Below are 23,022 nucleotides of genomic sequence, written 5' to 3'. Positions count from 1 at the left end.
GCGTGCTGGCGAAATGCCAGCACCCCGCTTGCGATGAACTCCAGCTCATCATTCCAAGCCAGAACTTTTATCAAGCATCACTTGCCTTGCTTCGGAAGCAAATCGCCAGATTGTCACAACGGGCTAGAACGTGAGCTTGAAACCGGCTGCCAGAGTGAGGGCATAAAGGTCCATGCCGGCGCCATCTTTGTAAGATCCGACTTCGGGGGGCCTGGTCGACATGTCGTATTCCGTCGTGTCGCCTTTCCTGCGAAAGTACTGATCAAAATTGCCGGCAAAGAAGAGGCTCACGCGGCCCGTCACCTGATAGACGGCCTTGGCGCCGATCGAAACGAAAGGATGCGCGCCGAACTTTTCCTCGAAATCCACATTGCGAAGCCAATGATTGTCGACGTCGTTGGCATCGACATCGGCGCCGCAACGCAAAAGAGCCGACAGGGTCCAATCCCCGTATTTCGTGGTCGCTTCGGTGCCAAGGAAAACGCCGGGGTAGCGTTGTTCGTAACTGATGACCCGCTCGCCGTCCTCAAAGTTGAAGCGCTCGTTGCGAAATCCCCCCGAGCTGTCAATAAACGTTCCGCCATACGCGGTCCATTTGACGTTGGTGTATTTGAAGCCGACATGCAGGTTGACGGTCGTGGCATCGTTGATCACGAAGTCGTGCCCAGATGCAATGTCAATGTTAACGTATCGTTCAAGATCAGTATTCGTATGAACCGATCGAGACGACCAGTCCTTGCCATCATAGCCCCAAGCTTTCTCCCAATCGTAGTCCTCCATGTGGCTGTCGCCAGAAAAGCTGATCGCGGCGTTGGCGGAGATAGTCCAGCTGTTGTCAAGCTCAGCCTTGAAACCCGACGTCATAACTGGCGCATGGCTTTCCCAGATCAAGCGACTGATCCGATTACCAACCTCGTTGTAGACAAGTTCGTTACCCTTAAGACGAGTATATCCGAAACCCATCACGAAGCTGGCATAAGGCGAGGTGTAGATTGTCTCTTCCGTCGCCATGGCGGCTGTTGGAGCTGCGCAGAACGCGGTGAAAATAAAAATTGTCGAAAGGAATCTATAGCGCCATATCCCAGCCGCACTGCGTATCGCAGATCGCGCTGGACTCTCCGATCTGCGAATCGGCCTCGCCGCAGAATGGTGTTGGTGTGCGTTCCGAGCGGCGATGACATAAAGGAGATGTCTACGAAGGCGAACTGTATCGCGCAGTGGTAAAACGACGACGTTCGACGTATGCCGCCGGTGTGCTCCTTGCCTATATAAACCGATGTAAAGTGCCATTCGACCCCTTTCCCTAACATCCATTCAAACTGGCTCGGAGTTAAGGCCGTTCGGTTGACCGGCGGCCGATGGCCAAACAGAGTCCCCTTACCCGGAGCCACCAAGCTGAGTACAAATGTGCAAAGCGTTCGACCAAAGCACTGTCTCAGCAACTATGCCCGCCTCCTGGAGCTGATTCCGACACGGCTCCGCTCCCTCGGCGCAGTGTGTCGCGGATGGTTAGGCATACATCATGCCAAACGAAAAATGCTGTCGAAACAAGGTGATATGCGCGGTACCATTGTCCAATGTCGGACATTGTCAAAAGTATAACGTTCGGTTGGTTCAAGGCGTCCGGGCATGGAGCGTCACAATTAGATGCTAGATGCGCAGTGGTTGAGCGCAAACGTCTTTCCCAATTCAAACCAAGGGCAGCTGCTTATAGCGACTTCGACCAGCTGCAAGTTCTCGATCTTCAACTCGAATGGCATGCCTTTTGCCCGGTGAAAGACGGCGGGAAGCCATGATGCCTGGCGGCGAAAGCCCCCCTCAAGCACTGAATCCCATTTGATCGAAAGGAAGACGGCGCGTGAAATCTCGACGTGACAAGCCGGACTGGAGACGAAAGTCATTGCGCGCATCGTCATCAACTTTCTTCTCGAAAAAACATAGTGGATCGCATTTACCTTGGTATACCATCTATCCGACGATACAGGAGTTTTCCTCAGCAATCGGCGCCCAGACCTATGAGGAATGGCTGAGGAGCCTGCCAACCGATGACGCTGTTTCGCTCTATCTTCACATTCCATTTTGCCGCTCTATGTGCTGGTATTGTGGTTTTCCGACGAGCATCACTCGTCTGGATAATTTGATCATCAATTATCTCGCAGTGCTGCGCGAGGAGATCCGCTTGGTTGCCGAGCTAGCGACGCAGGCACTCCCGGTGAGCGACGTGCACTTCGGAGGCGGATCCCCGACCATCATGCCGCCAGCAGACTTCCTGTCGCTAATGGAACTCCTGCGCGGCCGCTTCGCGTTCGAGAAAGCGGCTAACATCGCTATCGAGGTCGACCCGCGCACGTTCACCACCGATATGGCCGAAGCCTTGCAAAAAGCCGGTGTGAACCGCGCAAGCGTCGGTGTTCAGAGCTTCGATCCCATCGTACAAAAAGCGATCAACCGGGTTCAGAGCGAGGCGCAGGTGATGACTGCCGTCCAGAACCTGCGCCTGCATGGAATAGGGCGCATCAGTTTCGACCTGATGTTTGGTTTACCGTATCAAACAGTCCAGTCCTGTCGCCAGAGCGCGATGTTAGCTATTGAGATGCGTCCCGACCGCCTCGCGGTTTTTGGTTATGCGCACGTTCCCTCCTATAGAAAAAATCAGCGCTTGATTGACCGGGCAGCATTGCCCGATATAGCCGCGCGCGTCGAGCAGGCCTCAGTCATGGCCGACACGTTAGTTGCAGCCGGCTATCTGCAAATCGGGCTCGACCATTTCGCTTTGCCGGATGATGAGCTTGCGCTGGCGCAGAGGACTCGTCGTCTTCAGCGCAACTCGCTTGGTTACTCGGCCGAAACACGCCAAACTGTGATCGGCTTCGGCGCGTCGGCGATCGGTCGTTGCCGCGAAGGTTACGTTCAAAACGAACTCCCACAAGACTCTTATAACCGATCCATCGCGTCCGGCCACTTGGCGACATCAAAGGGCTATCGTCTCACCATCGAAGATCGCGTACGAGCCGCAATCATCGAGCAACTCATGTGCTACTTGGAAGCAGACGTACCAGCAATCTGTACGGCTCACGGATTTGATCCGATCCATTTACTGAGTTCAGCTAAGCAGTTGGACATTCTGGCTGAGGACGGGATAGCGGACATCGACAACGGTCTGGTCCGAGTGCCTCAGGAGTGTCGCTTTGCGCTTCGCGCTGTCGCCTCCGCATTCGATGCTTATCTTGGCCGCCCACCCCTCTAGCCCGTCAAGAAGCAAGTGCAAACAAGCTTAATCAGCGATCATGGGACTTTATCGAGTACGAGTTTCTCGAGATGTTTGGCAGGAGGCCATCCGTCCGCCCTCCCCATCGGTTAAATCTTAAAACGACCGCTGAATCCGAAGCGCGCCGGCCCAAGTGTCATTCTTGATCCTGTCGTAGTTCACGTAGGATATTTCCGGCTCGATTTTGAGGTCTCTGGTTGCGAACCATTCGACCGTTGTCGCCGCCTGGAACGTCTTGTTGTCGGCGTAGGCGAGCTGCGTATTCCAGTTTAACCTATCATTGATCTTGACGGTGCTGCCGCCCCATAACGCCCAATCGCCGCTGCTTCCAGTAACGTCACCGTTGGCATATTTGTTGATCTTGCTGCCGTCTGTATTCCAAGCTCCCATGAGGAATGCACTGATGAGGCCAAAATCGGCATCGATACGAGCCTTGACTGCGCCCTCCTCGACAATGGAATCATAACCAGCGACAACTCTTACCGACCAAGGACCAGTCTTGTAGCCAAGACCAGCCACTGCGTCCGGCGCATAATGATCTGCGCTGCTAGGATTCACACTCGTCGAGAGACTGTCTTCGATCGAGACCACACCGAACATGCCGTTGCCGCAGTCATAAAAATACGAAAGTTGGTTCAACTTGATAGGGCCATTGCCGATCACATCCGGATTGACGACATTGCCGGCATAGCCGATCCAATCATTGTATTGAGAGCCGGCGCGGCCGATAAGGAAACCGCCAAGCGAGATATTCGCCAAAGGCAGATCGGCGCCGAGCGTGTTACTATCGTCCGTATAATCGAACCGTAGAGTCGTCGTCGTCTTCAGGGGGCCATATTCAGTCTCCGTCGCCGTATTGACATAGATTTCGCTTCGCGTCAGCCAGGTGGTACCGCTGGGCTCTACTGGGGCATAAGGATTGTATGACGATGCCTGCGTGCGGACCATGCCGCCGAGTTGCATGCAGGTTTCAGATCCGGGGATATAAAAATAGCCCCTGCCGTAGGCATCGCAGATACGGACAAGTTCAGCCGGTTCCGGCTCTATGGCGACGACTTGATCGACAGCGCGTACGTTAGGCGCGACTGAAAGTGTTGCAATCGCGCCGAGAAGAATGGGTCTGATATTCACTGAAGCTCCAATGTTTAGGTCAACGAGAATTCATCACGCGCGCTAAACGCGTGCTCAGCAATCGTCGTTGAAAGCGAATTCCTATGCTTCTGATTTGGGATCAGGGATTCATTCCCACCCTTGAGCAAGCTAGGCCTATTGCTACGCTTTCAAAAGGAACAATTCGGCCTGGCTATTTCTTGGAAACAAGGCCAGATCCCTCCATTGCGTCTCGAAATCTGACGACAGGACGTAGGCCGCGGCAGAGGGCATTTTGCTGACATTTTCGACATTTCCGCTCTGTTAAATTTGATCGTGAAGCGTTCGCAAATGGCTCGCAGCAATATGCATGCCGCAGGAAAAACCCTTTGTTTTGCAACGTAACTTTTTTGAAACAGCTCGCTTGCAAGTCCGCCATTGTCGCATAGCCGACAGAGCTGAGCGACATCGATCCTTGATGTTTGGACCCATGATGTTTGCAGCTAGCGGCATCTGAAACATTGTAGATCATCGATCGAAATGTCTGCTCATCGCTTGCAAGTCCAAAGCATCAGTTCAGGCCATGGCTGGCGCTGTATCGGGATGAGCGGTTGATTTCCAGCGCACGTTCGGGGCATGATCGGGCACCCCGTGATGCGCAAAATTCGTTCCCTGCAGCAACGTCGATATTGCCGGGCAGGATATAACCATCCTCATCCAGCTTGAAGATCTCCGGCGCTTGGGACCAGCATCGCGCGTGCCCATGGCATTTGGCATTGTGGACGATGATGTGCATGCCTAACCTCCGATTTTGCACAGCGGCGCTCGAGTTATGACCAGTCCAGGACGAGATTCTCGATCCCGAACACATGGCCGCCATGGGTTATGGGGGCCGTACCTTCCTTGATACGGAAATGAGGGATGTGAGACAGCCATTCCTCCAAGCCGATGATGATCTCCCGCCGGGCAAGGTGCGAACCAAGACAACGATGGGGACCAGAGGCGAACGCGGTGTGGCGGTTGTCCTCGCGTGCAAGGTCGATCACGTTGGGATCCTCGAACTCCGCCGGATCACGATTGGCAATCATCGCGGCGCAGCAAACATAATCCCCTTTGCGAATCGGCGCGCCTTCGAAGTCGATATCTTTTGTTGCCACCCGGATCATCTGTACGGTCGAATAGGCCCGCAACAATTCTTCGGTTGCCAGCACAATCCGTTCCGGTTCACTGCGCAATAAACTCTGGTCCTTTGGGTTGCGCGCCAGATGGGCCAAATCAAAGCCTATCGCGGCTGCGACCGTATGGAGTCCCGCTACGAACAATAATACGCCGATGCCGCGGACTTCTTTGTCGGTCAGCGGACGGTTATCAATCTGTGCCTGCACGACGAAGGTCATGAAATCGTCGGCCGGTTCTTTGCGGCGCAAGGCCGCAAGCTCGTCGATAAACTCCAGAATAGCTTGAGCCGCTGCCGATCGCTGGACCTTGTCTCCGTGAAGCAAGTCTTTCGCCCAGCCGACAAATATGTCGAGCCGTTCAGCCGATAGTCCCAAAAACTGAAGAATGACGCCAACTGTGAACGGAATGGCAAAGTCTTTCATCACCTCGCAGCTCTTGCCCGACAGGGAGATCTTTTCGACAATGGTGATTGCCCGCGCACGGATAGAGGGTTCCAGCGCCATCACTCGTTTTGGCGAAAACAGGGGATTAAGCAGGGAGCGAAAGATGCCGTGGGCCGGTGGATCGAGCTCAAGTGGGATCAACGGCCAGTCGTCACCGAGCGCAGAGGCGAAAAGGCTGCGGTTGCTGGAAAAAGTATCGAGGTCCTGCAGCACTTTGCGTTGGTCTTTGGCCCGGGTGATGAGCCAAGTGCCACGACCATCACGCGTATTGTGGACTGAATAAAAGATTGGAGGCCCGGCGTGAACACGAGCGGCGGCTTCATGCGGATCGCCATTGGAGATGCGTTGCATGCCGGGTGACGTGAACAAGCTGAAGTCACTCACCATTTCGCGCGGAACATGATCTGGAATTGGGTCACTCACGGGTTGATTTCTCCTTTACGGCGGCCGGCTGCGTTGCGCCGTGTTGTTCTTTGGCAGCTGAAGTCTCACTGTCGCGGTTCACCTGCCCATCAAAAGCCAAGAGGGCGAGATTCCCGATATTCGGCAACCTCCGGCTCGTGACAGTCGCAATCTGGTCGTCCGGTCGATTGCGACCGACACTTACCCGATGAGGAGGCCACTCAAACGTGCCGGACGCGCCGATCGCCTCGTATCGAGACTTCAAAAATCATGCCAGGTCCGTTGGTCGGCCGAAAAGCAATCTTCCCGGCGCTCTTCGGCTGTTTGATCCGAGCAAGCTGAAAAAGCTTGTGTCGGGGAGCTAACAAAATCGACGGAGCGTGATCGCGCTCGCGGAAGAAACTGGCATAGCGGTCGACGAGCAAACGCAGCGACGTAGCGGTGTCGCACTTCCGACAACGCCGGACACCGTCAAAGGTCCATGAGTATCATTTCATTGTTTTAAAACGATGTTCTGGCTTGGCCTGAATAATGCCTAAACCGCGGCCAACTTGCTGGTTGAGGAAAATCCGACAATCGGCCCCACAAGGAGGCGGGTAGCCGCAAATACACCGCCATGCGCATGGCGCAGAAGACCGTCGCCACGAACCAGGCCCTCAATGCTTGCAAGGGGAATGGATTTCCCGTGCGAAGTTTCGCCTGTCGCCCTGTCCATCGCCACACAAAAGAGGAGAGCAGTTGTGAGCTTTCTTGAAACAAGTTCGAAGCTTTTTCAGCAAAAATATGCGGCAGACTTGGGTCCCGAACAATACGCTCACCACACTGGACGTGACCGGGACGGCAATTCGATGAGCGGCGCACTGTTGTGGGCAAGGGCTGAAACCGAAAGGATGAACAATGCGCGCGATACCGGGACAACCAATATGGTGGACGCCGAGATCAAGTTGGCGCAAGAACTTCAGCAGAAAGTAAAAGAGTATGTCCGATGGCCTCGGGGCGAGCGATCTCAAAAAGGGGTGTCAATTCTCGACTTCGGCCCCGGAACAGTGCGGGCATTTCAGCAGAAGACCCTTCCCCTTGCAACGGAGTTGCGCGGAAAGACCTCACGTTGCGTACTGGTTGATCGCTCGAACGAGTTCCTCGGGGACATAGAGCGATCGCCGCCACCGTTCGACCTGAAGATCGAATTCATACGAGATGACATATTTTCTGGGCGACGCTTTTTTTCCGATGAGGAAACGGCATTGGTCGTCATGTTTGGACGCACATTTGGGAACCTCGCAGCCGCCATAAGTGAGGCCCCTCCGGTTGAGGCGGTCGTCCAGGCGTTGAGGAGGATATCGAACAGCGCTGAGAGGTGCTGGCTTGCGATCTCGATTGGCTCGGATCTCAGGTGGGATGTCGCAAAAGCCTACTACGAAGCGCATCCAGAATTTCAGCTGAACGTGTTCTATCGAATGAAGGCAGAATTACCCGTCGACGATAACTTTGATCCAGGAGTGTTTGAGTATGAGGCGGATATAAGAGGCGACGACAACTTCATGCAGGTGATCCATACCGCGATCGTGAATAGAAATTTGTCGTTTCGGCTCAACGGAAAAAGCATCGAATTGAAGGATGGTGATCGGTTGCATTTAAAGAACTCGTTTTCTTTTTCCGAAGATTTCTTCAGGGAATGCGCGAACCTCGCAGGGCTTATGTCGGTTGATGTGCTTTCAGATGACGCCGGCTCAGACATTCACGTGCTGGAAAAGGCGACCTGAGAACAAGTCCTTTCGCCGCTGTCGGCGAAGAGCCAAGCCTTGCATGCAATGGCAATAACCGGCCATTCCGCCCATGTCTGGCAGCAAGTGAGGTCCCCTGTCACTCATAGCGGGATGGAGTGTCGGGCGTTTAGAACTGGCCAACTTTCACGGCCGAGACGCTCGGCCGCGCACTCAATGTCGCGGCGAGGAGATCGGCAGCAGGCTCTCGCGTTCGCCCGGCGGCTAACAGGTCAAGGTCGCTTGGTCTTGTCCGATGTGCGACAAACGCTGGTTATGCACGCCGGGCGGTTTGATCGATTGCACTGAACTAAAAAACATTTTTTCCTTTGGCATGCGTATTGCTGCGAAGCATTTGCAGACGCGTCGCGGTCCGACGGTACCGCATGGAGATGTCGAAATGTTAGCACCAGACTATCTACCGGGACCTATGCCCGGTCAGCCGGGAGCAGGACGCTCCAGACCCGGAAGAAGCAGGCCATGTTCGCCGAGGAATATCGAGCCGTGGCCACGCAGACGCATCAGGTGGTGCGTGGGTAGGCGCGACGAAGCACGAGCAAACCCTCATCACCATCATAACCTCTAATCTGACGGCGCCTCATAAGCGGCTTTTCGCACGCAGCGATCAACGCCGACCGGTCCGGCGCGTTTTGAATTAGATACTTGCCAAATTGCTGCAGAATCTCACCAAACGCCCGTCGTGGAACCCGCGAAGTTGGACAGCAATCGCATCCAGGCGCGACGCCTTGGCCGATTGGTCCAGATCCTTTCAACCGCAGGAACCTAAACCATGGCTCACTTAGAAGACATCGACCAGTTTTGCCAGCGCATCGCCGAAGCACTCCCTTCGGCCAATATCCCGACCCTGTTGCTCCTGCTTTATCAGTTCACAGGACGAGAATATTGGCTAAGTCCGCGGTTTATTCCCGCCAAAACCGGCTGGGACGACAACGACTCCGGTGGCCTGCCAAGCAAATTGCAGGCGGAGATTCGCGATGCAGCGCTGAGCGCCATCACGGCTTGGCGCCAAGGCGTTCCCATCGCCAGGGCAGACTTATCGGCGGAAGAGTTGATCCGCATGCTATCCATGTCAGAGGCTGAGCCTATTCCACCGGAATTTGCTGACATGATGATCCACAAGCTGCGCAGGTATTCAGGCGCGGTTCCTGATCCGGTGTGTTTGCCGGACAATTTCCGCATCCTTGTCATCGGAGCCGGCATGTCCGGCATCGCAGCCGCAGTTCGGCTAAGACAACTGGGCGTTTCCTACATCCAGATCGAAAAGCAAGCCCGCACCGGCGGGGTCTGGCATTCACATTGCTACCCTGGCTGCGGGGTCGACACGCCCGGACATCTATACTCCTTCACGTTTGCCAGTGGCGACTGGAGCAAATTCTTCCCGTTGCAGCAGGAAATCGATGAATACCTCAGCCGGGTCGCCCGCGAGTTCGGGATTGAAAGCTCAATCCGCTACGATACGGAATGCCTGTTCACTCGCTATGACGAGGAAAGCCGCACTTGGCATTCTCGATTGCGCTTGCCAGACGGGCGGGAAGAAACCCTTGTAACCGATGTGGTCATTTCGGCCGTGGGCGGATTTACCACGCCGAAATGGCCGAACATTCCCGGCCTGCGTGACTTCGACGGACCAGTGGTGCACACTTCCAATTGGGATCCCGGGATTAGCCTCGACGGCAAACGCGTGGCTGTGATCGGAAACGGAGCATCGGCAATGCAGATTGTCCCTGCCATCGCCGATCGCGTGAGTGCCCTGACAATCTTCCAACGATCGCGTCAATGGGCGGCGCCCTTTCCAAAATTTCTTATGCCGGTTCCCGAGCCGATGCAGTTCTTGCTCCGCGCGGTACCACACTACGAATGGCTCTACAGGCTGAGGCTCAGTTGGATTTTCGACAGTCAAGTGCACGAGTCCCTGCAGAAGGACCCGGCGTGGCCGCATCCCGATCGCTCTGTGAATGCGCTGAACGACGGCCACCGCGAGACGTGTACTCGATATATCGAAGAACAGCTGGCAGGGCGACCCGAATTGCTGGCCAAGGTCATTCCCGACTACCCGCCGTTCGGCAAGCGAATGCTCCTAGACAATGGCTGGTACAGAACCCTTCTTAAGCCGCAAGTCAATCTGGTGGACAGCGCTGCTGCACAGGTTGAAGGCAAGTCGATCCAAGCGATAAATGGCGACAGCCATGAGGCAGATGTTCTCATCGTCGCCTCTGGTTACGATATCACACGCTTCTTGCTTCCAGTTCAGGTATTCGGACGCAACGGCGTGACAGTACGCGAGGCTTGGAACGATGACGACTGTCAGGCGTATCTTGGTACCGTCGTGCCGGGCTTCCCGAACTTCTTCATGCTCTACGGCCCAAATACAGCCCTCGGGCATCGCGGGAACTTCATCTTCACCATCGAAAGCCAGCTGGATTACGTGCTGAGCGTTTTGCGCCAGATGGGAGAAAAGAAGCTCGCCGAGGTGGAATGCCGGCAAGACGTTTATCAACGCTACAATCGGACGATCCAAGAAATGCACCAGAAGATGATCTGGAGCCATCCTGGCATGTCCACCTATTTCCGCAACGACCGGGGGCGGATCGTAACGAACAGCCCTTGGCGTCTTATCGACTATTGGAAGCTGACAAAGGAGGCAGATCTCGGTGACTACCACACGATCGGAAACGTCGGCTCCCAGTCAATGGCGTCGGCTGAAGCGGTTTGAAAAGCAGCCACCACTCACAGGTCCGGTTGAGATCGAGGATTAAAATCGCTCAGTGGCGAAGACGGCCTCACGGGTGGAAGGCTGAAAGGAGCAAGATGGCCGCGACCGAAACGTTTTACGATGTTATCCGTCGCCAGGGCATAACCCGGCGCAGTTTCCTGAAATTCTGCAGCCTGACGGCTGCCTGCCTCGGCCTTGGCTCCGATACGGCGGCCGCAATGGCAGAGGCACTCGAATCCAAAGAGCGTGTGCCGGTGATCTGGATGCACGGGCTCGAATGCACCTGCTGCTCGGAAAGCTTCATCCGCTCGGCCCATCCGCTGGTCAAGGATGTGATCCTGTCGATGATTTCACTCGATTACGACGATACAATCATGGCGGCGGCCGGCCACCAGGCCGAGGCGATCCTCGAAGAGACCAGGGAAAAGTACAAGGGCAGGTACGTTCTCGCCGTCGAAGGTAATCCGCCGCTTAGCGAAGGCGGGATGTTCTGCATCGATGGCGGGCGACCCTTCGTCGAGAAGCTCAAATGGATGGCCGAAGGCGCTCTGGCTGTCATCGCCTGGGGAACCTGTGCCTCTTCGGGCTGCGTTCAGGCCGCCAAACCCAACCCCACCGAGGCAACGCCGATCGATAAAGTGATCCGCGACAAGCCGATCATCAAAGTGCCTGGCTGTCCGCCGATCGCAGAGGTGATGACCGGCGTCGTCACCTTCATCACCACGTTCGGCAAGCTGCCCGAACTCGACCATCAGGGCCGGCCGAAGATGTTTTATTCGCAGCGCATCCACGACAAGTGCTATCGGCGCGCTCATTTCGACGCCGGCCAGTTCGTCGAGGAGTGGGACGACGAAGGTGCGCGCAAGGGCTACTGCCTTTACAAGATGGGCTGCAAAGGCCCGACCACCTACAATGCCTGTTCGACCGTTCGCTGGAATGGGGGCGTCTCCTTCCCGATCCAGTCGGGTCATGGCTGCATTGGCTGCTCGGAACAAAATTTCTGGGACGCAGGGAGCTTCTACTCCCGACTGTCCGAGGTCAGCCAATTCGGCGTCGAAGCTACTGCGGACCAGGTGGGCATGACCGCAGCTGGCATTGTCGGTGGGGCGATTGCTGCGCACGCTGCAATCACTGCCGTCAAGCAGGTGACGGCCAAGCGCGGGAAAACCGATCCTAAAGACGGCCAGGGACAGGAAAGATCACGATGACCATCCAAACGCCAGATGGCTTCACGCTCGACAATTCCGGCAAGCGTCTTGTGGTCGATCCGGTAACCCGCATTGAAGGCCACATGCGCGTCGAGGTCAATGTCGATGGGGACAATATCATCCGCAATGCCGTTTCCACCGGCACAATGTGGCGCGGCATTGAAGTCATCCTCAAAAATCGCGATCCACGCGATGCATGGGCGTTCACCGAACGGATCTGCGGCGTCTGCACCGGAACCCATGCGCTGACATCGGTTCGGGCGGTTGAAAATGCGCTCGGCATAACCATTCCGGAAAACGCCAATTCGATCCGCAATCTGATGCAGCTGGCATTGCAGGTTCATGACCACGTCGTGCATTTCTATCACCTGCATGCGCTCGACTGGGTGGATGTCATGTCTGCCCTCACGGCCGATGCGAAGGCCACCTCGGCGCTTGCGCAATCGGTGTCCGATTGGCCATTGTCTTCGCCTGGTTACTTCAAAGACATCCAGACACGGCTCAGAAAGTTCATCGAATCCGGCCAGCTTGGTCCGTTCAAGAACGGCTATTGGGGCAATGCATCTTATAAGCTGCCGCCGGAAGCCAACCTGATGGCCCTAGCGCACTATCTCGAAGCCCTCGATTTCCAGAGGGAGATCGTCAAGATCCACACGATCTTCGGCGGTAAAAATCCGCATCCGAACTGGCTGGTCGGCGGCGTGCCCTGTCCGATCAACCTCGACGGCACGGGAGCCGTCGGCGCGATCACAATGGAACGGTTGAATCTAATTTCGTCGGTGATCGACCAGCTGATCGAGTTCAACGAGAAGGTATACCTGCCCGATATCATGGCGATCGGTTCCTTCTACAAGGATTGGCTCTTCGGCGGCGGGTTGTCGGGCAAGAACGTGCTTGCCTATGGCGACGTGCCGGAACACGCAAATGACTACAGCGAGGCGAGCCTGAAGCTCCCGCGCGGTGCGATCATTAACGGCAATTTCAACGAAGTCCTGCCGGTCGACCATTGCGATCCAGAGCAGATCCAGGAATTCGTCAGTCACTCCTGGTACGAATATCCGGACGAGGCCAAGGGCCTGCATCCCTGGGACGGTGTCACCGTGCCGCATTACGAGCTTGGGCCGAAAGCAAAGGGCACCAAGACCAACATTCAAGAGCTGGACGAAGGCGGAAAATATTCTTGGATCAAGGCGCCGCGCTGGCGCGGCCATGCCATGGAAGTCGGCCCGCTTGCCCGTTGGGTCTTAGGCTACGCCCAGGGAAAGGCAGAATTCAAGGATCCGATCGACAAGATCCTGAAGGACCTCGGCCTGCCGACTGAGGCGCTATTTTCGACACTGGGGCGCACCGCCGCTCGCGCGCTCGAATCCGTTTGGGCGGGCCGGCAGATGCGGCATTTCCACGACAAGCTGGTCGCCAACATCAAGGCCGGCGACAGCACCACCGCCTTCATCGACAAATGGAAGCCGCAGACCTGGCCTTGTGAGGTCAAGGGCGTCGGCTTCACTGAGGCCCCGCGCGGCGCGCTCGCCCATTGGATCAAGATCAAGGGCGGCAAGATCGACAATTATCAATGCGTGGTGCCGACCACCTGGAACGGAAGTCCGCGCGATTCCAACGGCAATATCGGCGCGTTCGAGGCCTCACTGATTGACACGCCGATGTCGGATCCGTCGCAGCCGCTCGAAATACTCCGAACTCTCCATTCCTTCGATCCGTGCCTTGCATGCTCGACGCATATCATGAGCCCGGACGGTCAGGAAATGGCCAAGGTCCAGGTCAGATGAGAAGGACGATCATGAGCATCTCTGCCACCTCAAAGGCCGATTGCGAGCACGAAAACGTGTATGCCTACGAGGCGCCCGTTCGCCTCTGGCACTGGATAAACGCTTTCTGCATCCTGGCGCTGGCGCTGACAGGCTATTTTATCGGTAGCCCATTGCCGGCGGTACCCGGCGAGGCGAACGCCAATTTCCTGATGGGCTATATCCGTTTTTCCCATTTCGCCGCTGGACAGATCCTGGCCGTGGCCCTGATCCTCAGAATCTACTGGGTCTTCGTCGGCAATGTGCATGCACGCCAAATCTTCTACGTTCCCTTCTGGAGCAAACGGTTCTGGAGGGAATGGCTGCACGAGGTGCGCTTTTACATGTTCCTCACTCAAAACCCGCTGAAATATGCCGGCCACAATCCGCTGTCGCAGTTGGTCATGCTCCTGATGTTCACGCTGCCGCTGACATTCATGGTGATCACCGGATTTGCGCTTTATGGCGAAGGCGTCGGCCGCGACAGTTGGGAATATACGCTGTTCGGTTGGGTATTCTGGCTCTCGCCGAACAGCCAGTCCGTCCATAGCTTTCATCATCTGGGAATGTGGGTGATCCTGATCTTCGTGATGATCCATATCTATGTCGCGGTGCGCGAGGACATCGTCAGCCGCGACAGCATCGTTTCGTCGATGATTTCGGGCGAGCGGCTGTCTAAGCACACCGAGGACTAGGATGGACGAAACGAATTCTCGCAAACCGAACGTCCTGGTGCTCGGTATTGGCAATATCCTCTGGGCGGACGAGGGTTTTGGAGTCCGCGCTGTCGAAGCCTTCCACCAGGCCTATGCGGTGCCGACCAACGTCACCGTGCTCGACGGCGGCACCCAGGGCCTCTATCTCGTGCAATATGTGACCGAAGCCGAGCATCTGATTGTCTTCGACGCTGTCGACTACGGGCTCGCGCCGGGCTCGCTGAAGATCGTCGAGAATGACGAAGTGCCGAAATTCACCGGCGCCAAAAAGATGAGCCTGCACCAGACAAGCTTCCAGGAAGTTCTAAGCGCTGCCGACCTTCTCGATCGCTATCCCACAAGACTCGCGCTGATCGGCTGCCAACCGGTGGACCTCGAGAACTGGGGCGGACCGGTGACTGAGCCAGTCAAAGCGGTAATTCCGGCGGCCGTAATGGTAGCCGCCGGCATCCTGGAGCGATGGGGCGTCGCCATTAGTTCGCGCCGCGCCGCCGCGCCCGCTCTTCTCGCCAACGACATCGATTTTGCACATTATGAGCGGCGCGCCAATCCGGGCGAATTGACCGGTTGAGGAGGAGTTTCCGACGCGACCGAGGCAGTCGTCGGTTGCGTTGCTGTTCGCCGGCTGCCCAAATCTTTCCAAAACCTAAGGACCCGCACGGGAACCCTTCCGGTTCCCGATATCATGAACCCAGGCGGATCGAGGAGCTGATTTGTGTGCATAGGAATTCCGATGCAGGTGACGGGCGGCGAATTTACAGCGCAGTGCCAGCGCCACGGATCCGTTTTTGCGATTTCGATGCTGCTGGTCGGCCCGCAACCGGTTGGGACCTACGTTCTTACCCATCTAGGATCTGCGATCCGGGTGCTCGATGCCGACGAAGCACACAAGATAGACGATGCGTTGGCCGGTCTTGGTGAAGCCGTCGAAGGACGGTCATTCGAAACGCTGTTTGCCGATCTTATCTCCCGCGAGCCGGAATTACCGTCTCATTTGCGCGAAAACTGACAGTTCGTATTTCGCTACCGAATACAATCTCCTCATCCTTTTCGCCCACATGTTCATGTGAACTGTCGTCAACGGCAGCCGGAGATGCACGGGATCGATCGTGCCTGCGTGCGGACTGCCTCCGCGCTGAACATTGCGAGGCAAAACGGGTTGCCTCGGCATCGGCGCGCGCGTGCGCACCGGCATGAGGCCGCGGCCGGAATTTTCCTTCAGATCAATGCGATCCAACCTTCTCCGCAGGTGGTACGGCACTTGCAAACCCCAAGTGGGAGAATGAATGACAAGCTGATTTGGAGCAGATAATGCCATCCTACCGAGTTGGCTCCCTAAACGGCAGAAGCCGCCAAGCCGCAATGCTCATATCCGACATTGCTGCAACGCTTGCGGTGCAGAAGGCCGGCCAGCCGGGGCGGCTATTCGACATTTTCGAATTCGATGACGATGATAAGAAATTGATCACGCAGACGCTCGGCAACGGCGAGGTGTGCGGGGTGGCGGCGCTGCCCTCCGGAGTCCTGGCGCAGTTCCAGGAAGCGGTTATGGCCGGCGTCTGGCATATCCGCTTTACCGACCCCGCCGGCGACCTCATTGCCGAATATATCGAGGTCGCCCCCATTCCCATGGCGGTGCGGCGGGCCTGCACGGCGCTACCGACTTTGATCTCACATGGACCTGAGCCGCCCGGCGCTATGAACGTTATGCCCCTCATGACCGAGATCGGTAATCGCATGGTCCAGTATCGGGATGGCGATCCGGCTCATGTTATCATTTTGTCGTTGTTTCCGATGAGCATCGAGGATGTGAATTTCCTGCAGGTCACGCTCGGAGCAGGTCCCGTACAATTGACATCGCGCGGCTACCGCCCCTGTCGCGTGGCGGCAGCAGGCGCCCGAAACGTCTGGTCCGTACAGTTTTACGACAACATGGGTAAGATCGTTGTCGACATGCTGCAAATTGTCGACATCCCCGCCGTCGCCATCGCCACCGAAGAGGATTTCCGCTCCTCCGCGGCACACCTGCGTGATGTCGAGGAGGCCTATTTCAAATGACCAGCTTGGCGATGACCGCTGGCCTTCAAAAAAGGGCGACAGTCGTTCCCGCGCTCGGCGCTGTGGAAACGAGCTTGCTGGCGTTCGTCGGGCGAACGACCGGCATCGTCGCGACGCCACGGTTCATGATCTTGGCTGCTGCAGGGACGGCTCGCAATCAGCAGGCAGGCGTGATCGAATTCATCGCCGGCAAACCCGAGAGGACTGGCGGTGTTGATTACTGCTTGCTGTTTTCCATGGTCTTTGAGTTTGGAACGATGGGGATGGCGTTGAAGGCTAAGCGCGCAATTTCCAACATCGTTGCGCTCGCACCGTCGCCCACTCCAACCGCCAGCCCTATGCGCCGTGATCTGCTTTGGAGGAATTTCCGAGCGCTGCGGGAGCTTGCTGCATGACCTATCTCCTTGGCCCCGGTTCGATCAGGATCGACGTAACAGTGTCGCAAGCGCTTGCCCGTTTCGTGGAAGTGAGGGTCAACCGCCCGCAAGAATTGGCACGCATGTTCATCGGCCGCCGACCCGAAGAGGCGCCCGTGCTTGCAGGACGGGTTTTTTCACTCTGTGGCTGTTCGCAATCGGTGGCCGCGCGCCTTGCCATACTGAATGCAGCCGGCCTGCCGATGCCCATCGAGGAGCAGTTCGCGGCGATGGCCGGATTGCTGGCCGAACGGATATTCGAAACATTGAGAGGACTGATTTTGCACTGGCCGTCATCAATGTCGGCAGGTCTGGTGGCTCAGGCGGGCCAATATTTGCGCGGCGCCCTGGCCGCGTCGCAGGCAATCATCGGCGAATCGAGAGAGAAAAAAGTAAACCATGGTGCCCTGGTTGCCAACGCGCGGCGGCTTGCCGATGCAGCAGAGGGACTCGGCATCGCCAAAGACGATGGCCTTCCGCCGGATGACACGGCTTGCGCGGCGATTTTTCGAGATATCAAGGATGACCGGACTTTTCCAGGCCGGCGTCCTGATCCGCTGACTGCCGCCGACGATGCCGAAATTATTGCCCATCTTTGCAACGATGCGCACTATTGCGCCTTGCCGCATCTTGACGGTCGGGTCGTTGAAACCGGCGCTTATGCCCGGCTTTGCGACACCAGCAGGTCAGACGATCCGCATCTTGCCCAACGCTTCATGGCGCGCATACGCGACGTTGGCCTTTGCTTGAAGCAAGTCGCGCATCTTGCCAAGGGCCAGAATGATCCTTCCGAACTGATGGCCGGTGGTCCGGTGCCCGGCGCCGGCGGCTTTGGCGTGGTGGAATGTGGGCGTGGCAGGCTATATCATCAGGCCGAGATCGACGCGAACGGGAAACTTTGCGCCTACCGCATCCTTGCCCCGACCGAGTGGAATTTTCATCCGGCCGGTCCGTTTGTCGAAACCCTTCTCTCATCGCGGATCGGTGCTCATGAATCGGCGGCCCGGTCGGTTTCTCGCCTCGCGGCTCTGTTCGATCCCTGTGTCGAGTTCAAGCTTAACATTCGCGACGCCGCCCATGCATGAAATGTCGTTGATGGAGAGCGTGATCGCCATCGTCTGCGAGATGGCGCAGCTGAATGGCGCAAGCGCAGTCAAATCGATCCGCCTCGATATCGGTGTTTTGAGCGACATCAATCCGGATTCGCTTCTGTTCTGCTACGAAGCTGTGCGGCGTGGCACGATTGCCGAACATGCCGCACTCGAAATCAATCGCATCGCCGGCAAGGGCTGGTGCCTTGATTGTGGGAAGACGGTGCCCCTCGATAGGCGGTTCGGCGCCTGCCCGGACTGCGGGCGGTATCGGGTGCAGACGACGGCGGGCGATGAATTGAGGATCAAGGAGATGGAGGTGATCTGATGTGCATGGTATGCGGCTGCGAAATGGCAACGTTGGAAGATGGCAAGAGCAAGACCGGCGCGCAGGGCGAGCGCCATGATCATCATCGTGGCCACCCTCACGATCATGGACATCATCATGATCGTCACTATGCGCAAGACGGAGGGCTCCAACACGGTCAGCGCATTGCCGGCGTGCATGTCCCGGGCGTGAACCCCGAGCGCATCGTCCAGATCGAAAAGGATATCCTCTCAAAAAACAACGCCTATGCTGCCGAAAACCGGGCTCGGTTCGGCCGCAACAGCATCTTTGCGCTGAATTTCGTTTCAAGCCCGGGGTCGGGAAAGACCAGCTTTCTGGTGCGCGCCATTTCCGACCTCAAGGACCGGATGTCAATCAGCGTGATTGAAGGCGACCAGCAGACCTCGAACGATGCCGCACGCATCCGAAGGACCGGCGTTCCTGCAATCCAGATCAACACCGGCAAGGGCTGTCACCTCGACGCCCACATGGTCGGCCACGCGGTGGAGGACCTGGCGCCCGGGGCCGGTTCGGTCTTGTTCATCGAAAATGTCGGCAATCTTGTCTGTCCCTCGGCTTTCGATCTTGGCGAGGCTCATAAGGTCGTGGTGCTTTCGGTTACTGAAGGCGAGGACAAGCCGCTCAAATATCCCGACATGTTCGCGGCCGCCGATCTGATGATTCTCAACAAGTCCGACCTCCTGCCGCATCTCGACTTCGATGTCGGGCTCTGCATCGCTAATGCGCTGCGCGTCAATCCGCGCCTTCGCACTCTCACGGTTTCTGCGCGCAGCGGCGAAGGCATGGAAGCGTTCTATTTCTGGCTGGAGGCTGCGGTGGCCCGGATCGCGATAGCTTCGCAGGTAGGCTGACGATGGTGCGCGCCTTGGCATCCATGGCGGAAGATCGTGTCCGGCGGTTGCGAGTGCGAGTGCGCGGTGCCGTGCAAGGGGTGGGATTCCGGCCGTTCGTCTATAGGCTTGCGAGGATGATGCAGCTTACCGGCTTCGTGCTCAACGACAGTGCCGGCGTGCTGATCGAGGTCGAGGGCGCCGCTGTCGACTGCTTCGCGGAACGCGTCCGGAACGAGGCGCCGCCGCTTGCCCGCGTCGATTGCGTCGACAAGCTGGAACTGGAGAGGGTCGGCGACGAAGTATTCGAAATCCTCCAAAGCGTCGGCGGCCGTGGCGCCACGCGCATTGGTGCCGACGCCGCGACCTGCGTCGAATGCCAGCACGAACTGAATGATCCGGACAGCCGCTTTTTCGGTTATCCTTTCGTCAACTGCACTCATTGTGGCCCGCGCTTCACCATCACCCGTGCGCTCCCCTATGATCGCGGCCAAACATCGATGGCTGCGTTCCCGATCTGCAGCGCCTGCCGCGCAGATTATGGCAACCCGGAGAGCCGGCGCTTCCATACAGAGCCCCTCGCCTGCCCGGCTTGCGGCCCACAGCTTAGCCATCCGATCGCTGAGATATCCGCGCGGCTCATGAATGGCCAGATCATTGCGATCAAGGGCATCGGCGGCTTCCAGCTCTTCTGCGACGCACGCAATGATACGGCGATTGATCGTCTCAGACGAGGTAAGATGCGCGACGAGAAGCCGTTCGCGATCATGGTGCCGGACATTGAGACAGCCCGGCTACTCGCCAGGCCCTCGCGGGCACAGGAGGATTTGCTCGCCTCGACCGCCGCCCCGATCGTCCTAATCGAGGCGCGTGATCACCTTTCCAAGCTCATTGCTCCGGGCCTTGGTCGGGTCGGTCTGCTGCTCGCCTATGCGCCGGTGCACCACCTGTTGTTTGCTGCGTTTGCCGCAGAGGCGGCAGGTGCTCCCGCCGCTTTGATTGCGACCAGCGCCAACCCGGGGGGCGAACCGCTCCTATCAGACAATGACGATGCCATGCATCGGCTTGCCGGGATTGCCGACCTGATCGTCACACATGACCGCGACATCGCCATTCGTGCTGACGATTCCGTCATGCAGGTAATTGACGGCGCGCCGAGCTTCCTGAGGCGTGCCCGGGGTTTTGTGCCAGAGCCAGTCGATCTCGGTGAGGACGGCCCATGCGTGATCGCCACCGGGGCGGACCTCAAAAACGCGATCTGCGTGACAAGAGGTCGGGAAGCATTTCTGTCGCAGCACATCGGCGGTCTCGACAATGTCGAAGCGATCCGCTTTCAGCGGGAAGCCCTCGAGCATCTCTGCTCTATCCTTGATGTCAGGCCGGAATTTGCCGCCTGCGATCTGCATCCGGATTTTCGTTCAGCGCGGATAGCCGAACATTTGGATCTGCCGCTTCTGCCGGTGCAACATCACCTCGCTCACATCGCGGCCGTTGAGGCGGAACATCATGCCGGCGGGCCGGTCCTCGGGCTTGCACTCGACGGCCATGGCTATGGCGTCGATGGCAGCAGTTGGGGAGGCGAAATGCTTGTCGTCGACGGCCCTCGCTGGCAGCGGCTCTCTTCGCTTCTGCCTTTGCCGGCGCCAGGCGCCGACCGGGTTGCACGGGAGCCCTGGCGCATGGGAATTGCCGCTCTTCAGGCCGCCGGCCGCCGCGACCTTGCGGCCACGCTTTGGCCTGGGCATCCTGGCGTCGCGCAACTTGACGCGATGTTTGCCCGCGGCTTGCAACCAACAGAGACGTCCAGCTTGGGGCGACTTTTCGATGCGGTGGCCGCGATCGCGGGCGTCCGCCTCGTCCAGAGCTACGAGGGGCAGGCAGCAATGGAGCTCGAAGCACTTGCCGATGATCCGCAATGTCTTGCCGGAGGCTACAGGCTTGCCGACGGCATGCTCGATTTCCGACCCCTCATCGTCCATCTGGCGGAGCGGCGGCCTGACCACCGCCAGGCCGCAGACCTATTCCACGGCACGCTGATCAGCGGCCTCGCCGATTGGGCCGCCCTTGGTGCATCAAAGGCTGGCACACGAACAATCATGCTCGGCGGCGGCTGCATCACGAACTGCGTTCTGGCCGAGGGTCTCTCCCGCGCCCTGCGCGACCACGGCCTTGAACCTTATCTGCCGCACCAGGTTCCGCCCAATGACGGGGGCATAGCGCTAGGTCAGGCCGCCTATGCACGGCACGTGATCAAACACGACTGCGCGCGGATCTCGGAGCACCGGACATGTGCTTAGCCCTACCGGTCCAGGTGATGGAACTGCTGCCAGACAATATGGCCAGAGTGACGCTCGACGGCGTCTTGAAGGTCATATCGATTGCACTCGTCGAGGATGTCACGCCCGGTGACTATCTCGTCCTCCACGTCGGCTACGCGCTTGCGAAGATCAACACGGAAGAAGCGGAGAGGACCCTTGCCTTGATCCGCGAAGCTACTCTCGGAGGTCCGGCGTGAAACATATCGACGAATACCGCGATGCCAAGCTTGCCAAAGATATTGCTCGCCAGATCGCAGCGGCGGTAGATCCGGCGCGCAGCTATCATTTCATGGAATTCTGCGGCGGCCATACCTATGCAATTTCGCGCTACGGCCTTGAAGACCTGCTGCCGTCCAATGTGCAGATGATTCATGGACCGGGCTGTCCAGTCTGCGTGCTGCCGATCGGCCGCATCGACGCAGCGATCGCGCTTGCCATGCGCCCAGAAATCACGCTTTGCACCTATGGCGACTTGATGCGTGTGCCATGCTCAAACGGCTTAAGTCTGCTCAAGGCCAGGTCGGCCGGCGCCGATATTCGAATGGTCTATTCGACACTCGATTCGCTAAGCATTGCCGAAGCCGAACCGAACAGGCAAGTCGTCTTCTTCGCCATCGGTTTCGAGACCACGACGCCGCCGACGGCGTTGGCGCTGCGGTTCGCGATCGCGAAGGACCTCGCAAACTTTTCGATCTTCTCAAACCACGTGCTAACTCCGGCTGCGATCAAGACTATTCTCGAAAACTCCGACGTTCACCCGCTCGGCACTATCAAGATCGACGGATTGCTTGGCCCTGCACATGTCAGCACGGTAATTGGTACGCAGCCATTTGAAGTCCTTACCGAAGAATTTAACAAGCCGATCGTGGTGGCAGGCTTCGAGCCGCTTGATGTCATCTATTCAATCCTGATGCTGGTCCGCCAGGTCAATGACGGCGCCCATAAGGTCGAGAACCAGTATATCCGCGCCGTGACCACCCTTGGCAACGAAAAGGCGAAGTGCGAGATCGCAAACGTCTTCGAATTGCGGGAAAGCTTCGAATGGCGCGGTCTGGGCGCGATACCCCATAGTGCGCTTGGCCTCAGGTCCAAATATGCCAAATATGATGCTGAGAAACGTTTCGACATGGTGACGCCGGCGGCGCAAGACAATCCGGCCTGCGAATGCGGCGCCATTCTGCGCGGTGTAAAGAAGCCCTCCGACTGCAAGCTGTTTGGTAAGGTCTGTACGCCCGATTCGCCGATGGGTTCCTGCATGGTGTCGTCGGAAGGCGCCTGCGCCGCGCATTGGATCTACGGCCGTTTTCGCAGGCGGGGAAAGGCGGACGAAAGCAGCAGCACGGTCGCATGACC

General features: G+C 57.6%; 21 protein-coding genes. 16 read left to right on the top strand and 5 right to left on the bottom strand.

Going from position 1 to position 23,022, the window contains the following annotated elements; all coding sequences use genetic code 11:
• Positions 1–123: 123 nt before the first annotated feature.
• Entirely contained in the window at positions 124–1,011 is an 888-nt protein-coding gene (locus QA648_RS32825) for an omptin family outer membrane protease (protein ID WP_283054653.1), read from the bottom strand.
• A gap of 632 nt (positions 1,012–1,643) precedes the next feature.
• Entirely contained in the window at positions 1,644–1,916 is a 273-nt protein-coding gene (locus tag QA648_RS32820) for a hypothetical protein (protein ID WP_283054652.1), read from the bottom strand.
• Between QA648_RS32820 and hemN the strand changes: the two genes are divergently transcribed.
• Positions 1,901–3,247, top strand: a complete 1,347-nt coding sequence (hemN, locus tag QA648_RS32815) for an oxygen-independent coproporphyrinogen III oxidase (protein ID WP_283054651.1) — start codon at positions 1,901–1,903, stop codon at positions 3,245–3,247. The genes QA648_RS32820 and hemN overlap by 16 nt on opposite strands.
• A 117-nt stretch (positions 3,248–3,364) precedes the next feature.
• Here hemN and QA648_RS32810 read toward each other — a convergent pair whose 3' ends face one another.
• The 3 genes from QA648_RS32810 to QA648_RS32800 form a co-directional block, all read right to left on the bottom strand.
• Positions 3,365–4,399: a porin gene (locus QA648_RS32810; RefSeq protein WP_283054650.1), complete on the bottom strand. Its 1,035-nt coding sequence runs from the start codon at positions 4,397–4,399 to the stop codon at positions 3,365–3,367.
• A gap of 529 nt (positions 4,400–4,928) precedes the next feature.
• Positions 4,929–5,153, bottom strand: a complete 225-nt coding sequence (locus tag QA648_RS32805) for a ferredoxin (RefSeq protein WP_283054649.1) — start codon at positions 5,151–5,153, stop codon at positions 4,929–4,931.
• A 34-nt stretch (positions 5,154–5,187) separates the two neighbouring features.
• A complete protein-coding gene (locus QA648_RS32800; protein WP_283054747.1) occupies positions 5,188–6,366 on the bottom strand; it encodes a cytochrome P450 in 1,179 nt (392 codons plus the stop codon).
• Between the two features lie 755 nt (positions 6,367–7,121).
• Here QA648_RS32800 and QA648_RS32795 point away from each other — a divergent pair.
• The 15 genes from QA648_RS32795 to hypD all read left to right on the top strand — a co-directional run bounded on the left by QA648_RS32795 (position 7,122) and on the right by hypD (position 23,020).
• Positions 7,122–8,144 (top strand): L-histidine N(alpha)-methyltransferase, encoded by a 1,023-nt coding sequence (locus tag QA648_RS32795; protein WP_283054648.1) that lies wholly within the window; start codon positions 7,122–7,124, stop codon positions 8,142–8,144.
• A gap of 790 nt (positions 8,145–8,934) precedes the next feature.
• The gene (locus QA648_RS32790) at positions 8,935–10,878 is read left to right on the top strand and encodes an FAD-dependent oxidoreductase (RefSeq protein ID WP_283054647.1); all 1,944 of its coding nucleotides are present in this window, start codon (positions 8,935–8,937) and stop codon (positions 10,876–10,878) included.
• 95 nt (positions 10,879–10,973) lie between these two features.
• On the top strand, positions 10,974–12,086 hold the full coding sequence (locus tag QA648_RS32785) for a hydrogenase small subunit (protein ID WP_283054646.1): 1,113 nt from the start codon (positions 10,974–10,976) through the stop codon (positions 12,084–12,086).
• A complete protein-coding gene (locus tag QA648_RS32780; RefSeq protein ID WP_283054645.1) occupies positions 12,083–13,873 on the top strand; it encodes a nickel-dependent hydrogenase large subunit in 1,791 nt (596 codons plus the stop codon). The genes QA648_RS32785 and QA648_RS32780 overlap by 4 nt, the downstream gene beginning before the upstream one ends.
• Positions 13,870–14,586 (top strand): Ni/Fe-hydrogenase, b-type cytochrome subunit, encoded by a 717-nt coding sequence (gene cybH, locus QA648_RS32775; RefSeq protein WP_283054644.1) that lies wholly within the window; start codon positions 13,870–13,872, stop codon positions 14,584–14,586. Before QA648_RS32780 ends, cybH begins: the two co-directional genes overlap by 4 nt.
• A 1-nt stretch (position 14,587) precedes the next feature.
• Positions 14,588–15,178, top strand: a complete 591-nt coding sequence (locus QA648_RS32770) for a HyaD/HybD family hydrogenase maturation endopeptidase (protein WP_283054643.1) — start codon at positions 14,588–14,590, stop codon at positions 15,176–15,178.
• A 144-nt stretch (positions 15,179–15,322) separates the two neighbouring features.
• Positions 15,323–15,616, top strand: a complete 294-nt coding sequence (gene hypC, locus QA648_RS32765; RefSeq protein ID WP_283054642.1) for a HypC/HybG/HupF family hydrogenase formation chaperone — start codon at positions 15,323–15,325, stop codon at positions 15,614–15,616.
• 302 nt (positions 15,617–15,918) lie between these two features.
• Positions 15,919–16,665, top strand: coding sequence for a hydrogenase expression/formation protein (locus QA648_RS32760; protein ID WP_283054641.1), 747 nt, complete (start codon positions 15,919–15,921; stop codon positions 16,663–16,665).
• 74 nt (positions 16,666–16,739) lie between these two features.
• Entirely contained in the window at positions 16,740–17,060 is a 321-nt protein-coding gene (locus QA648_RS32755; protein ID WP_283054640.1) for a hypothetical protein, read from the top strand.
• The gene (locus QA648_RS32750) at positions 17,057–18,166 is read left to right on the top strand and encodes a hydrogenase assembly protein HupF (protein WP_283054639.1); all 1,110 of its coding nucleotides are present in this window, start codon (positions 17,057–17,059) and stop codon (positions 18,164–18,166) included. Before QA648_RS32755 ends, QA648_RS32750 begins: the two co-directional genes overlap by 4 nt.
• Positions 18,159–18,500 carry a hydrogenase maturation nickel metallochaperone HypA gene (gene hypA, locus QA648_RS32745; RefSeq protein ID WP_283054638.1) on the top strand — a complete coding sequence of 114 codons (342 nt, stop codon included), beginning with the start codon at positions 18,159–18,161 and terminating at the stop codon, positions 18,498–18,500. Before QA648_RS32750 ends, hypA begins: the two co-directional genes overlap by 8 nt.
• Positions 18,500–19,372, top strand: coding sequence for a hydrogenase nickel incorporation protein HypB (hypB, locus tag QA648_RS32740; RefSeq protein WP_283054637.1), 873 nt, complete (start codon positions 18,500–18,502; stop codon positions 19,370–19,372). Before hypA ends, hypB begins: the two co-directional genes overlap by 1 nt.
• Positions 19,373–19,374: 2 nt before the next feature.
• Positions 19,375–21,648: a carbamoyltransferase HypF gene (gene hypF / locus QA648_RS32735; protein ID WP_283054636.1), complete on the top strand. Its 2,274-nt coding sequence runs from the start codon at positions 19,375–19,377 to the stop codon at positions 21,646–21,648.
• Positions 21,639–21,866, top strand: a complete 228-nt coding sequence (locus tag QA648_RS32730) for a HypC/HybG/HupF family hydrogenase formation chaperone (protein WP_283054635.1) — start codon at positions 21,639–21,641, stop codon at positions 21,864–21,866. Before hypF ends, QA648_RS32730 begins: the two co-directional genes overlap by 10 nt.
• Positions 21,863–23,020 carry a hydrogenase formation protein HypD gene (gene hypD / locus QA648_RS32725; protein WP_283054634.1) on the top strand — a complete coding sequence of 386 codons (1,158 nt, stop codon included), beginning with the start codon at positions 21,863–21,865 and terminating at the stop codon, positions 23,018–23,020. The genes QA648_RS32730 and hypD overlap by 4 nt, the downstream gene beginning before the upstream one ends.
• Positions 23,021–23,022 lie beyond the last annotated feature (2 nt).

Source organism: Rhizobium sp. CB3171, from assembly GCF_029714265.1.
Lineage (GTDB): Bacteria > Pseudomonadota > Alphaproteobacteria > Rhizobiales > Rhizobiaceae > Rhizobium.
This window is presented reverse-complemented; position numbering and strand designations above follow the sequence as displayed.

Excerpts from the sequence above, each read along its gene's own strand:
- QA648_RS32825 (WP_283054653.1), bottom strand. The coding sequence starts at position 1,011 with ATGGCGACGGAAGAGACAATCTACACCTCGCCTTATGCCAGCTTCGTG.
- QA648_RS32820 (WP_283054652.1), bottom strand. The coding sequence starts at position 1,916 with ATGACGATGCGCGCAATGACTTTCGTCTCCAGTCCGGCTTGTCACGTC.
- QA648_RS32805 (WP_283054649.1), bottom strand. The coding sequence starts at position 5,153 with ATGCACATCATCGTCCACAATGCCAAATGCCATGGGCACGCGCGATGC.
- QA648_RS32800 (WP_283054747.1), bottom strand. The coding sequence starts at position 6,366 with ATGGTGAGTGACTTCAGCTTGTTCACGTCACCCGGCATGCAACGCATC.
- QA648_RS32790 (WP_283054647.1), top strand. The coding sequence starts at position 8,935 with ATGGCTCACTTAGAAGACATCGACCAGTTTTGCCAGCGCATCGCCGAA.
- QA648_RS32785 (WP_283054646.1), top strand. The coding sequence starts at position 10,974 with ATGGCCGCGACCGAAACGTTTTACGATGTTATCCGTCGCCAGGGCATA.
- QA648_RS32780 (WP_283054645.1), top strand. The coding sequence starts at position 12,083 with ATGACCATCCAAACGCCAGATGGCTTCACGCTCGACAATTCCGGCAAG.
- cybH (WP_283054644.1), top strand. The coding sequence starts at position 13,870 with ATGAGAAGGACGATCATGAGCATCTCTGCCACCTCAAAGGCCGATTGC.
- QA648_RS32770 (WP_283054643.1), top strand. The coding sequence starts at position 14,588 with ATGGACGAAACGAATTCTCGCAAACCGAACGTCCTGGTGCTCGGTATT.
- QA648_RS32760 (WP_283054641.1), top strand. The coding sequence starts at position 15,919 with ATGCCATCCTACCGAGTTGGCTCCCTAAACGGCAGAAGCCGCCAAGCC.
- QA648_RS32750 (WP_283054639.1), top strand. The coding sequence starts at position 17,057 with ATGACCTATCTCCTTGGCCCCGGTTCGATCAGGATCGACGTAACAGTG.
- hypA (WP_283054638.1), top strand. The coding sequence starts at position 18,159 with ATGCATGAAATGTCGTTGATGGAGAGCGTGATCGCCATCGTCTGCGAG.
- hypB (WP_283054637.1), top strand. The coding sequence starts at position 18,500 with ATGTGCATGGTATGCGGCTGCGAAATGGCAACGTTGGAAGATGGCAAG.
- hypF (WP_283054636.1), top strand. The coding sequence starts at position 19,375 with ATGGTGCGCGCCTTGGCATCCATGGCGGAAGATCGTGTCCGGCGGTTG.
- QA648_RS32730 (WP_283054635.1), top strand. The coding sequence starts at position 21,639 with ATGTGCTTAGCCCTACCGGTCCAGGTGATGGAACTGCTGCCAGACAAT.